The 12,981-nt window shown below is 48.8% G+C and carries 14 protein-coding genes; all 14 read right to left on the reverse strand.

All coding sequences use genetic code 11. The features are described from left to right. Position 1 precedes the first annotated feature (1 nt). The 14 genes from C8D82_RS14375 to C8D82_RS14440 all read right to left on the reverse strand — a co-directional run bounded on the left by C8D82_RS14375 (position 2) and on the right by C8D82_RS14440 (position 12,978). Positions 2-229: a hypothetical protein gene (locus C8D82_RS14375; RefSeq protein WP_116884981.1), complete on the reverse strand. Its 228-nt coding sequence runs from the start codon at positions 227-229 to the stop codon at positions 2-4. Then, entirely contained in the window at positions 226-1,242 is a 1,017-nt protein-coding gene (locus tag C8D82_RS14380) for a methionine adenosyltransferase domain-containing protein (protein ID WP_116884982.1), read from the reverse strand. The genes C8D82_RS14375 and C8D82_RS14380 overlap by 4 nt, the downstream gene beginning before the upstream one ends. Continuing rightward, a complete protein-coding gene (locus C8D82_RS14385) occupies positions 1,235-2,464 on the reverse strand; it encodes a DNA modification methylase (RefSeq protein ID WP_116884983.1) in 1,230 nt (409 codons plus the stop codon). Before C8D82_RS14385 ends, C8D82_RS14380 begins: the two co-directional genes overlap by 8 nt. A gap of 556 nt (positions 2,465-3,020) precedes the next feature. After that, the gene (locus tag C8D82_RS14390; protein ID WP_116884984.1) at positions 3,021-3,374 is read right to left on the reverse strand and encodes an NUMOD4 domain-containing protein; all 354 of its coding nucleotides are present in this window, start codon (positions 3,372-3,374) and stop codon (positions 3,021-3,023) included. Positions 3,375-3,568: 194 nt separating this feature from the next. Next, positions 3,569-5,551: an AAA family ATPase gene (locus C8D82_RS14395; protein WP_165833097.1), complete on the reverse strand. Its 1,983-nt coding sequence runs from the start codon at positions 5,549-5,551 to the stop codon at positions 3,569-3,571. Continuing rightward, the gene (locus tag C8D82_RS14400; protein ID WP_116884986.1) at positions 5,548-5,880 is read right to left on the reverse strand and encodes a BRO family protein; all 333 of its coding nucleotides are present in this window, start codon (positions 5,878-5,880) and stop codon (positions 5,548-5,550) included. The genes C8D82_RS14395 and C8D82_RS14400 overlap by 4 nt, the downstream gene beginning before the upstream one ends. 24 nt (positions 5,881-5,904) lie before the next feature. After that, entirely contained in the window at positions 5,905-7,557 is a 1,653-nt protein-coding gene (locus C8D82_RS14405; protein WP_116884987.1) for a DEAD/DEAH box helicase, read from the reverse strand. Positions 7,558-7,731: 174 nt separating this feature from the next. Next, positions 7,732-8,130: a RusA family crossover junction endodeoxyribonuclease gene (locus C8D82_RS14410; protein WP_116884988.1), complete on the reverse strand. Its 399-nt coding sequence runs from the start codon at positions 8,128-8,130 to the stop codon at positions 7,732-7,734. Next, a complete protein-coding gene (locus tag C8D82_RS14415; protein ID WP_116884989.1) occupies positions 8,130-8,600 on the reverse strand; it encodes a DUF669 domain-containing protein in 471 nt (156 codons plus the stop codon). The genes C8D82_RS14410 and C8D82_RS14415 overlap by 1 nt, the downstream gene beginning before the upstream one ends. 226 nt (positions 8,601-8,826) lie before the next feature. Further along, positions 8,827-9,594 (reverse strand): ATP-binding protein, encoded by a 768-nt coding sequence (locus C8D82_RS14420; protein WP_116884990.1) that lies wholly within the window; start codon positions 9,592-9,594, stop codon positions 8,827-8,829. Between the two features lie 24 nt (positions 9,595-9,618). After that, a complete protein-coding gene (locus C8D82_RS14425) occupies positions 9,619-10,428 on the reverse strand; it encodes a PD-(D/E)XK nuclease-like domain-containing protein (RefSeq protein ID WP_165833098.1) in 810 nt (269 codons plus the stop codon). Positions 10,429-10,483: 55 nt separating this feature from the next. Continuing rightward, positions 10,484-11,071, reverse strand: a complete 588-nt coding sequence (locus tag C8D82_RS14430) for a sigma-70 family RNA polymerase sigma factor (RefSeq protein WP_116884992.1) — start codon at positions 11,069-11,071, stop codon at positions 10,484-10,486. Positions 11,072-11,324: 253 nt separating this feature from the next. After that, positions 11,325-11,711: a hypothetical protein gene (locus C8D82_RS14435; protein ID WP_116884993.1), complete on the reverse strand. Its 387-nt coding sequence runs from the start codon at positions 11,709-11,711 to the stop codon at positions 11,325-11,327. Continuing rightward, the gene (locus C8D82_RS14440; RefSeq protein WP_116884994.1) at positions 11,680-12,978 is read right to left on the reverse strand and encodes a recombinase family protein; all 1,299 of its coding nucleotides are present in this window, start codon (positions 12,976-12,978) and stop codon (positions 11,680-11,682) included. Before C8D82_RS14440 ends, C8D82_RS14435 begins: the two co-directional genes overlap by 32 nt. Positions 12,979-12,981 lie beyond the last annotated feature (3 nt).

Consider the following 12,981-nt stretch of genomic DNA (forward strand, 5'->3'; position numbering starts at 1 on the left):
CTCAAGTTGAGGGGACTTTCTTTTTCCACGCAAAAATGCCCCACACGGCAAAGGCAAGCTGAACTACATCAAGTGCAGCTCTGCTGTATGTTCCCAGCCACAGGTCATACAGCAACCATGCCGTATTGCCGACAGCCCACAGCCAGAAGCAGAGACTGTTCTTTTTTACGTTGAGAATCGTTCCGGTCAGGCTCAATGCTGTAATGCACCAGGTAAATGCCGCAATCATGAAAACAATCCGTTTCTGCACATATCAGCAAAACGCGGTTCACGCAGACGGAACTCTTTGATAACTTCTGCCGGAGTAATCGTTTCACGGTAAGAGAGCAATTCATTTCCGGATTTGTCGGTAAAGACAACAAGGATTTCAGGAGAACCGATGCGGCAGGAGATGGCGCAGTGAACTTCCGGGCAGTCCGGATGTTCTTTGATGTAGGATACTGCTCGCGCTCTGGCAAGCAGATTCAGACTCAAATCCGCCTTCGTGCCATCCTTTGTCCACGGACTGCCTCCGCCAATTACGCAGTTACCGCCATAGAAATCCACCGCCAATTTTCTGCCGGTAGTTCCGCAATCTCCGATTGGACCGTGCTTCACAAATCTGCCCGTACCGTTGACAATGAGTTTGTAATCGCGGTTTCCGCCACAGCACCACTGTACCGCATTGGCAATATCCTGCGTACTGTGTTTCATCTGCATCGGAATGGCAACAACGATTTCCTCCGGCTTGCTGTCACGCAAGGTCACCTGCGTTTTGATGTCAAGTCCGGCATAGCGGATGTCATACAGATGCTTGCCGATTTTCTTTGCCAGATACCAGTCTTCCGGCATATAATCCGTAGCCGGGGAGTTGACCGCCATACCGTGAAAGATGCCTTGGTCTCCATATCCGTCAGCATCTACCCCCTGGGCAATGTCAGGAGATTGCTGACCGATGTGTTGTGTAACGATAAGGTCATCACCGCAGATGGTATTTTCTTTTCCCCAGCGTTTCTGATATTCAGGGGTATAGCCAATCTGATTTACCGCAGCTCGGACAAAGGCGGCAATATCCTCCGGGGAGTAGTTGGCTTTGCTGGTAACTTCTCCGCCGAGAGTGACATGGTTATCTTTGATCTGTACTTCCACCGCAAATCGGGTATAGGGATCACGGTCAAGGTGGCGGTCCAAGAGATAGCAGGAAATATAATCGGCGATTTTGTCAGGGTGGCCGAGAGAAACCCATTCAGAAGTTTTAAGCATTGATATTTTCCTTTTTATTGATTGCCGGAGTCAGAGATTCCCAGTCACAGCCTTCACCGTGAGTGAACTCTGCCCAGCGTTTGCGGATGACATCCACATATTTTTCATCCAGCTCGATCATACGGCATTTGCGTCCGGTCTGCTCACAGGCAATGAGCGTAGAGCCACTGCCACCGAAGTTATCCAAAACCAATTCTCCACGCTTTGAAGAGTTCTGAATCAGATAGACCAGCATATCCACCGGCTTCATTGAGGGGTGGACATCGTTATGCTTGGGTTTGTCAAAATTCAGAATATTGGTCTGACAGCGGTCGGAATACCATCTGTGAGCCGCACCGGGTTTCCATCCATACAAGCAACTCTCTGATTGGTAGTGGTAATCAAATCTCCCCAGGACAAAAGCGTTTTTGACCCAGTAGAGCGTCTGATGCACTTCCAAGTCCGTATCTCCTGACGCCAGACGGAAATTGCAGGATTCGGAATCCGAGTGGAAGATATAGAATGCACTGCCGGGTTTCAGAACATCCGCAGCACAGGAAAATGCCTTGGTAAGAAATTCCCGGAATTTGCTGTCGGACATATTGTCATTTTGAATGGTCAGACCATTTGAACCTTCCAGAGCAACATTGTAAGGGGGATCGACCAGATAGAGATCTGCCTGCTCATCACCCATGAGTTTGGCAATATCATCCGGTACGGTACTGTCTCCGCAAAGCAGAATATGGTCGCCGAGCTGATATTTTTCCCCACGCTTGCTCTTGGGGATTTCCGGGACTTCCGGGACAGCATCTGCTTCTGTTTCCCCCTCGGTCACGGTATTATCATCAGAGCCGTTGAGCATACGGTCAAGTTCTTCCGTATCAAAACCCAGGAGCGAAAGATCAAATTCAGACTCCTGCAGTTCCCGGAGTTCCAGAGGAAGCAATTCATAGTTCCACTCTGCAATCTCTCCAGTTTTGTTATCTGCAATGCGGTATGCCTGAATCTGCTCCGGAGAAAGATCCGATGCGATATGTACCGGCACTTCTTCCAGACCGAGCTTTTTTGCCGCTTTGAGCCGCGTGTGACCGCAGATGATGACCATATCCTTATCAACAACGATTGGCGCACGCCAGCCGAATTCACGGATGGAATTGGCAACAGCCTCTACTGCATCATCGTTGAACCGGGGATTTTTTTCATACGGACGGACATCCGTAATTTTCATATTGACAATTTGCATAAAATGCCTTTCATAAATTAAATTTGAGTTCAAAATACAAGGACTTGAGTTTTCCACGGACGTTTGCGGAAACTCTGCTGGGGTCCGGGAGTCCTTCCGCCGCCCTCTACAGGGTTTTCCATAGGGGGGAACCGTGGCCCCGGGGGTGTTTCCAGGGCCGATTTTTGGGGTACGTGCTATTTTGCTCCGAATTTGGGCTGCGAAATAGGCATATATTAACGCCCAGAACGCCCCCAGGAACGCGCGCTGTCGCAGATGATCCGCAATACCATGACAGACTCTGCGTTGAGCGTAAAACGCGGTAAACGCCCCAAACTTTGCGTTTATTGGATTTTGCTTGCTGCACGGTTCTTTGCTACCGCTTCACGCTCTGAAATGTAACGCAAAGTGAGATTGCGCCCGGAGCATACGGCACACTGGAACCATGATTCTGCCTGTTTGCCACGCTCATGTTTCGGCAACCATTTCATAGGAGTCCATTTCCTGCAGTGGGCGCACCAGGCAAGCGGTTCATTATTAGAGTTCTGCATATCAGTTGTTCCTTATGTGTTGAGTGTCATACTGTTTGCAGGGCGTTCTGCCTTGTGGCAAGTTCCGGACGATAGGTGCTGTTATATAATTCTTTTGCCTGCTCCTCATCTGCCGGATTTATTTCCGTTGGGACTGTATAAAAGAATTTCAACATTTCATCTCTCGGCCAAAAGTGCTTTTCCCCATCAAAATAGACGTGCCATCCAAGCTCTCCCGTGCGGTAGTCCAATAGCAACGGAATAAGCGTATCTGTGTGAAGTGTTCTGGTTGTTTTCCCCAGGCGGACTTTTTTTGCTATCTGCCGGAGACGGCCTTTATTGCTGATTTGATATCTCCCGGCAGTTGCGGGGACATCAATCCAGACTTCTTGGTATTTCATATTTTCTGCTCCATTCTTTGCGTTTTGCCAAATTTGCTTTTTTTCAGTCTCTTTTTTGCTTTTTCCGCTTTCAAAAATCCCCCGGCGTCACGGAAGCTCTGCCGCTTTGTAAAAAACCCTATAAAAGGGGGTTTTTTAACAAAGGACGGCAAAGCATCCTCCGAGGGACGCATCCGGACTTTTTTTGCAAGGACTTAATTGGGAGAAATGAGTTTCAGATTCCGCTTGGGGTTCTGGGGATCGTTCTCATAAGATTCCCGCACCAGTTCCAGAACTTTTGCACAGTCAAGAATATCTCTGGCGTGATTCCTTGATGTATCCATTTTTGTTTGGATCAGTGCAATGAATTCTGTTTTTGGCATGGGCGTGGCAAGAAGAGCTGCTGCTTCTTCTGCTTCATCAGTGATATCTTTTTTCTCTGCCCGGGGGAGAACTTCCTCCAGTTTTCCATCAAGTGCATCGGTATCCAGGGACATATCATAGTTCCACAGCGGATAGTTCCAACGCAGACCGATAGGCATGACCGGAGGAAAGCTTCTTACCACGGCGTCCATCACTACGGCGTCTTCCTCTGTATGACGGCGCAAGATGATATGGGCGTCAGCGGCACGGGATTGAGAGCCAGCGCCAGCTCCGACATCGGTGACACTTTTATTTGCCTGATTTCCTTTGCTTGTATGATGGATCAGGACAAATGCGCAATTGAGTTCAGCAGCATAACTGTCAAGACGGTTATAGATTTCTGCCATCTTTGCATTGTCATTCTCCTCCATCCCGGCTGGCATTGCCCGGTAGAATGCGTCAATGATAATGAGTTTGAACCCATGCTCTTTGATTTCTGCCAAGCGTGATTTCAGGTCATAAATGCTCCGCAAGAATCCCCGCTGATTTTCCACGAACAGATTTCTCTGCACGATGCTCATGGGGTAGTTCCGGGCATTGATTACCTTTGGAATACGGTTTGCCGATGTTTCCGGATGCAGCTCATTGTCAATAATCAGGACTTTGCCCTGTTCACACGGATAGCCAAACCACGGTGATCCGGTCGCAACTGCTGCGGCAAGATCTGTTACCAGCCAACTCTTTCCTGTTTTCGGCGGAGCGATAATATTCATCGTTTCACCGATACGGAGCAGACCGTGGATCAGAACCGGTTTCATTTCCGGGAATTCTGTCATCAGTTTATCCAATGAACGGATAGAGCTTTGCAGGGGGGGCAAAGGTGCGGCAGAGCAGACTTGCGACAGGAATGGGGATAAGTTTACCAACGGAGTTTCCCTTGCCTTGCCGTAGCCGTATTGCAACAGTGTATTGGCGGCGGCGGTATAGTCTCCGTTATGTTCCAGGAGAGTATAGACATTGAATGGAGAATATGCCTTGTTCGGTTCAAAAGGATAAGCGTTTGAAGTAAAGACATAAAACACTCTGTCCTTGAGACTTGCCGACCAGCCTGTACCGCTTTTGTTCGGACGCCTGAAATACTCGTTGCCGTCATCCACCCGGACGGGAGTCCAGCCGTGGCAAATCAACAGGTCACGGATATCTCCGCGTTCATTAAAGTCATCCCCCGGTCGCTCTTCAAAGAGATCGCTGTCGGTGATGTCAGGCGGTTCTTTTGCTTCGCCCTGCGTTTTCTCATTCAGAGAGTATGCTGCATCAAAAAGCTGCTTGCGTTCATCAGATGATAAAATCTGTAAACTTGTAAACGCCGCCTGTTTAAGCGTATATCCCTCTGTCGGATAACAGAGAAAAAGACCGCCATTGCCACGGGTTTCAATGAGAGTGACAAGCTTGCCGTCACGCTCTCCCTGGGCAAGTTTCAGATTACCGCATATCTCATCGCTGCAACGATATGCTGCATGGAAACCGCCGGAGGGAGTCTGCTCGATGACCAGTTTTTCATAGAGTTCCTGTGGTATCAACTCTTTCCATTTCGGAAACAGTTCACCGTGATTATCAAAGTCCAGGATTTCAAGATTACCGGAAATCTTACCGCAGATAAGGCAGATGGCATCGTGTCTGTTGGCAAACCAGGCACGGATCTCAACATCCGTAGGAAGACGCTCTTGCCAAACTTTCCATTTTCCGACTGCCGGACATTTCTTTTCCCTGACAGCCGGGAGAACGGAAAGTTTTGCGGCAAGGTATTCTTCCGCAATTCCGGTTTCAATACTCACTTGCAGCATCTCCTGTTGAACATTTTAGAAAGGGGACTCAAGGTATCAAAGTACCAGTCGGCAAAGGCAGGAGTCGCTCTGGTCCTGGCGTTACAGAGCAGTTTGCAGACTTCATCATCGGTGACCAGTCGGACATTCTGAATGCCGCCATCAGTTTTCAGTTTTGCATATTCCCGGCGCGTATTGCCGAGACGGTTCAGAATCCGGTTGGGATTGTTGTATCCGAGAATATCGCAGACATCGCGGATAATGAATCTCAGTCCGTCATCATCAAGAACCATTCTGACTGCCTTATCACCATACATTGCTTTGAACATTATTTTTTCCATTGTATTATTCTCCTTGAAATCATTTTAGAAAGGGATCTCATCCAAGCTTGGCAGATCCTGCTGTTTTTCCGGATACCGGTATCCGATTATCTTCGGGTATTTTTCCCCTGAAACTGTTCTGACCGTTATGTGAGTCGGCCACTCCAACGCACCCTCTGTGGCAAGCCATACAGCATCTTGTGCATCGTGCGGCAGGTCACATCCGGGAGCGTGTTTTCTCCACCAGCGGATAAATTTCAGTTTGACATATCCGCCATGCTCCGGGCATATCCATTCTGAAAAACTTTGAAGCATATTGATCCGGTATTCAATCTTCATCGTTCTGGGAGCGCCCGGTTCTGCATTCCGTTTCTCATGCACGGAATATCTGACAGACTGAACTGCATATTCCGTATCAGTGATTTCTCCGGAAAGAATCGCCACTTTGGCAGGAGCTGCGTCATGACCGATTTCCCGTTCTTCCGATTCTGCTTTTTCCTTAATAAAGGAGTGACCGCATACATGGCAGAGCATTGCTGCTGTCGGAACTACTTCCCGGCACTTGGGACAGGTTTTTCCCAAAGGCTCTTCTCGATCTGCTTTGGGTTCGACCTGTATTGAGTCCACTGGGCCGTGCCGTTCTATGTTGCCGCCGAAATCAAGGACAAGGCAATCCTTTTTATCCGGGTGCAAACGGAAACCTCTTCCTACCATCTGATAGTAGAGACCGGGAGATGCTGTCGGCCGCAGCAATACCACGCAGTCAATATTCGGAGCATCAAATCCGGTAGTCAGAACTCCGACATTTACCAGGAATTTGATTTTCCCTGCTTTGAACCGTTCCAGTATTTCTGCTCTGAACGATGGCAGGGTATCTCCAAAGACTGCTTCTGCAGTGCTGTCATGTTTACGGATGTGAGCCAGAACATTCTGTGCATGATCTATTGAGCAGCAGAAAATGATTACTGCTTTTCTTTCCCTGGCATAAGAAATAATCTCTGAACAGGCTTGAGCAACCAGATCTCCGGTATTCATAAGTTTATCAACTTCCGACTCAATAAACTCTCCGGCACGGACATGAAGTCCGGAGGCATCGATTTCCTGGCGTGAAGCCTTACTCCGCAAGGGGCATAAAAATCCTTGCTGAAGCAGTTCCTTTACGCCGACCTCAAAGCAGATTTTATTGAGAATATTATCCGGGGCGCATATCGGACCGCTGGTCAGGCGGTATGGGGTTGCAGTCAACCCAATGACGCGGAGTTCAGGATTGTGATCTTTCATCCGTCGCAGAAAGTTGCGGTACATCCCATCTCCCTTTTCCGGGATAAGGTGCGCTTCATCCACGATGATGAGATCAAAATTTCCAAAACCATCCGTATTTCGGTATGCGGACTGAATTCCGGCGACAATGCATTTATTGTCGGTGTCCCATCTTTTCAGTCCGGTGGAATAAATTCCGATATCGCACTCCGGATAGACCGTATGGATCTTATCCACAGCCTGTTCCAGAAGTTCTTTCACATGGGAAAGAATCATTACTCTGCCATCCCATTGCTGTATGGCATCTTTTACAATCGTCGCCAGAATCGGTGTTTTACCTCCGGCTGTCGGAATCACCACGCATGGATTATCATCATAACGCCGGAGATATTTATATACGGCATCAACTGCCTGTTGCTGATACTGGCGTAATTGCATGATCTTCACTCGCTCCGCAAGATGATTCCGGCGTCCAGAAGCCCCTGGGCGATTTCAGCACGGATAGCTCTGAATTTCGGACGGCTCAAATGGAGCTGCCTGCGGATTTGCCAGTCTGTATATCCTTGGGTAAACATATAGCAGACCAGGCGGAGAGTATCATCATCCAGGCGGTCAAGGTAATCCCGGACAATCCGGCAACGGGTGGATTTGGTTTGGAAAAACATAGTCTTTGATCCTTACATATGCCCGCCCATCAGGACGGTGCGGTTCTTTTTTAACAATGTCAAGATGAACAATTTGAGAGTCATCGCGGAATAATCCGGCGTGCTGAAGAGTGTCCTGGAGACCTTTGAGCAAATTATCAAGGTCTCTTTTCCGCTTGTCCGGGGGATAAAACTCCGCATAGAGTTCTATCTCCCCGGTGAATTCCGGCAGAACACGGTCTTTCAGCATCCCCAGGACTGCTTTCCGGTAGGCGTGAGCTTTCCGGCTCAACAAAGTCCGGTGTCCGACATGGCGGTAATAAGTATTGTTACTTGGCGGCCATGGGAGATACAGTTCGCATTCCATCAGCGTTTCCACGGCGCAGTATTATTGCTTGCAACAGGCGGAGGAGCTGCTTGAGCTTTGCGGACCGGGGTGGCAGTCTGCGGAGCGGCATAGCCCTTGATTTCATTTGACATCTCATCAGTGTCCGGATTTTTGACGCAGCGGACAGTGATGGTCATGGGCAGATCATGGAGCTGTTCAGACTGGAACAATTCCAATACGCCGACTGCATGGCAGATGGCAGAAAGTTCACTCTGGGCAACGGCAACAGCTTTCTGACTGGGGTTCTCAATGTTCAAGCGGGACCAGAGTTTACGGCCTTTGTATTCACCATCGATAATATCAAAGGTGAGTTCAAGGTAACTGCCCGCTCCATTCCGGGTAGCTTTGATGCTGGACTGCGAAATCACAGCCTGATATTTTCCGGCAGGGATGGCATCAAATCCGGTGGACGGGGCGACATTGTTGGCATTGAAAGTAAGTGCAGGCATAGTTTTTTCTCCTTATTTTATGCGTATGCGATGACTTTTGTATTGACGGGGGACTGGGGGCGGCACTTTCTGTTGGCACAGGCTGTTGGGCAGTGCAGATGACAGAAGTAGGCATTACCAGTCCGTGGATTCATTGAAACGGAGCATTTTTCTCCGGCTCGGATAGGATGATGGCAGCGGTCACACTCCACTTGGAAGTCCAGGGTAATAATCTGATTTTTCATAATTACTCCTGCACTCCGTTACGATAGGCGTCCAGAAATGCCTGCCAGGAAAGCGGCAGTTCTCCGGGAAGACCAAATCTGTTTTTTGCTGTGCAAGCCGGACCGCCAATAGTTTTGATATAGCGTTCTCCACCTTCCGCACCGATGGCAGATGCAATCCCGCGTTCTGTGTTGAATCCGGAAGATTCTTTGGTCACGCGCAGTTTTTTGCTGGCAAAGAATACCCCATCACACCACTCCACAATGAGAGCTGCGGCATTGGCAAGCAGCCTTGGAGTATAGCGGTCATAAGATGTATTTTCCGGATCACGGAAAGTTTCCACCTTGGCATGAGCGACCAGAATCGGCATAATACCACGGGTATCACGGAGTTCCTGAAGCAGGTCAAGAACCTCTCCCCAGCGTGCTGTAACATAGGTGTTGCCGGTTCCAAATTTTCCGGGAACACGGTCAATGGTCTTGACGCAGTATTCACGGCAGATGTCTTCACAGATCAATTTTTCAAGCCAGTCTGCCGAGTCAATGACAACGGTCTGAAAATCGTGCGGTTCATCACGGAGAGCTGTGAGTTCCGCCATGACCTCATCATAGGTTTTAGCAAGCGGGAACTTTTTGCAGTTGATCTCGCCCAGACCATCTTCGGTCTGAATAAAGATTGGATTGGGGGCGGCAGCAGCGAAAGTTGATTTTCCGATTCCCTCCTGACCGTAAATCATCAGACGGGGCGGTTTGCTTTCTTTGCCGGACTGGATAGTCTCAAGAATAGACATATTTTTTCCTTTATATTATATAGGTTAAATGGAGTCGATAACACGGATCTCTTCATAGCCGGTGGGCCAGACAGAGTTTTTACGGCACTCATGCAGCCGTTCAATGGCGGCAATGTTTTCCACTTCTGCAAAGTCCAGAGCTTCGGCTGAAATCTTCCAAACGCCGCAACGATAGGGTTCGCGTTTTTCCACGGCGATGACATGACAGGGAACATTTTTGCCAAGGCGTACCCGGAGGATTGCCCGGTAGAATGCCAGTTGATAACCGTAGCCATAGCGTTTGAAGTCGGATTCAAACCATTTCAGATCATCGCAGGTCTTCAGGTCGATGATGCCATAGCGGTCATTGTAGAAGTCCATTCTGATCTGGCACGGCTCTTTTGCATATTCAGCTCTGACCGTACCTTCGGCAAATCCGGAGGAGAGCAGTTCTGCTGCGAAGGGATGACTCAAAACTGATTTTTGCAGTTTGGAGATGAATCCGAAATCATCGCCGGAGATGACATCACGGTCAAGACCGCTTGCCCATTCCGCATACGCCTTGGTGCTGCGCCCATAGGCATTGCCGGTTTTCGGATTTACCGGACCTTCGGAAACCATGAACTCACGGTCAAATTCCTGCTTGCCTTGCAGAATCAGAGCGTGAGCAGCTCTGCCGATGGTGAATGCCGAAGATTCGGACTCTTTGACTTCCCCCTGCATCTTTTTGAAGTAGAGCTGGGGACAGGAGCGGAAATCGCCAAGCAGATGACTGCTGAGAAATCTCCCGGCCTTTGACGCGGCGTGATATTCATTTGCCGGAACGTCGAGAATGATGTTTTTGATGTTTTCCATTGTGTACCTCTTAAGGTTCAAATTTGTCTCTGCCCAGTTTCTCTCCCGGAAGGGCTCATTTTGTCTCACTGTTTTTTGAAAAAAATGGATTTTTTTTGAATTTTGTTTGGATTTGGGCAAAGTACCGGTAGTAGGTGGGTCTTGAAATATTGAGTTTCTCCAGAATTTCGTACAGGTCATACCCATCCATGATCAGAATGCAGATCTGGCGCTGTTTTTCGGAAAGGGTGGAGACAATCTTCCGGACTTCAGCAAGGACTTCTTCCCGGCGTTCTTCGGCTTCAGAAAGCTGATTGCAATACACATCAAAAACGGTAATGTCTCCGCTCTCATCGCTCTTCACCTTCTCATCCAGGAAAATGGCAGGGACATCCATTCCATGCCGCATCCGATAGCGGAAAATTCGGCTGCGGAATTGCTTTACCACAGCTTGAGCAAAAGTGTAATAGCTGCATTTTTCAGGATTATAGTTGGGGGCCGCTTTCACTACCTCCATAGAGATTTCCTGGCAGATATCCTGAAAATCATCTTGGGTCAGGTTGCTATGTCCAATCATAGCCCTGGCGGTGGCTTCAATGTGCTTGCGGACTTCTTCCGGGATCGGATCAGCGATGACGGAAACAACTTTTTGTTTTTCTTGCATAGGACAACTCCTGGTTCGTGTTTCCCGGAACCTCGCACCGTGCGCTGTTCCGGCACAAACCGGCAGTTGTTTCCACAAATCAGCAGAAGAATATTAAAAAAAGTTGTATCTCATTGAATATCAGTGTTAAAAATTTTTATGTTTCCTTTTGTTTCGTTTCCGTTTTCCGGCAGAATGGAAACTTGCCCCGGAAACAAGGGCAAAAAAAATCCCCCGGGTGGCGAGCCCGGGGGCAAGGAAAAAGGACTGTTTGTCAGACCATTTGGTAACCAAACATTTTTTCCTGCTCTTCCCATGATGCGGGGAGCGGTTGAATCAGTTTTGTCAGAGACAGCCCGGATGGTGCAGTGCCGTTGATAAAACTCCGCACGATGCGGGGGGAGACATTATTGAGCCGGATAGTTCTGGCGATATAGGAACTATCCATCCCGAGGTGTTTTGCCAACTCCAGGGTGCTGGAAAATCTTCCTTCATCGATCCATTGTTGCCACCGCCGTGCCTTGGCGAATGCGGCAACCGTCCGGATATCTATTTTTTTCTCCTGGGCATCAAAGATTCTGGTTCGCCCGGACTGCCGTGTCAATTTTACTTTCAGCGTAATTTTGATATTACCGTTCTTCATCAGGCTGTACTTGCTCATTTTCAATTTCCTCATATATTGATTGGATTCCGGCGGTCTTGACTTCTATATCAAGGCTCTCGCCGTACACTGTTACCTTATCGATCATAAGATGGAGCAGCTTCTGCCGCTCGGCTGGATACAACCCATCCCAGAAATTCCCCATATCAGAAAACTGCTCATCAAGCATTCCGGCGGTAATGCCTTGCTGGCGGATAAGCTGTCTGAATGTTTCTGACCGGAAAATCTTGCCAAGCTCATCCATCACAAGGTTTTCTATGTCAGAGCCGGGGATGCGGTGAACGGGGCAGTCTGCTTTGCCGCGTTTGGAATCTTTTTGACATATATAATAGTAGTATTTCCGCCCATCGCTTTTTCTGGCATAATGCGGCATCATTGCACAACCGCAGTGTCCGCAACGCAGTATTCCCTTCAGCGGAGCATTTACCGATTCGCGGGTCTTGCCCCCCTTGGGGGTGGCGGCATTGATTTTCAGCAACCGCTGAACCTCATTCCATGTTTCCAGCGGTATTATGGCTTCATGCTCCCCGTCATAAATCTGCCCTTTATATTCTACCTTGCCGATGCAGGCATAGGAGTTTAACTGGCGGTAGATGTGGGAAGTGTTCCACTCGCGCCCGGTTCTTATTCGTAACCCGTTGCTGTTCAATTCCATAGCAATCTGCTTGGGGGACTGTATTTCAAGGTAACGCTGGAATATGCGTTTCAGTACCTCTGCTTCATCCTGGCGGACAACCATTTTCTTGTTTTCTGATTTGTAACCGTATGGTAATGTGCCACCTGCGAATTTCCCCTGCTTCCGTGTCGCAGCCATTTTGTCGCGGATACGATCTGCGATGATCTCCCGTTCATATTGTGCGAAGGTCATCAGAATATTGAGCATCATTCTGCCGGTGGAGCCGCTTGTATCAATTTGCTGGGTGACGCTGACAAAGCTCACTCCATGTTTTTCAAATCTGCTTTGCAGTTCGGCAAAATCCACCAGGGAGCGTGACAGACGGTCAATTTTGTATATGACCACCACATCAACATTTCCTGCTTCAATGTCAGCCAGCAGCTCCTTGAGTGCCGGACGTTCCAGCGTACCGCCGGAGAACCCTCCGTCATCATACCGCTTGGGCATCAGCTCCCAGCCATTGAACTGCTGACTTTGTATGTAACTTTCACAAGCCTGACGCTGGGCATCCAAGCTGTTAAACGCCTGGTCCAAACCCTCTTCGTGGCTTTTGCGGGTGTACACTATGCACCGTTTTTTCTGTTGTTCCATAAA

Origin of the sequence: Victivallis vadensis, assembly GCF_003096415.1 — a bacterium.
Classification (GTDB): Bacteria; Verrucomicrobiota; Lentisphaeria; order Victivallales; family Victivallaceae; genus Victivallis; species Victivallis vadensis.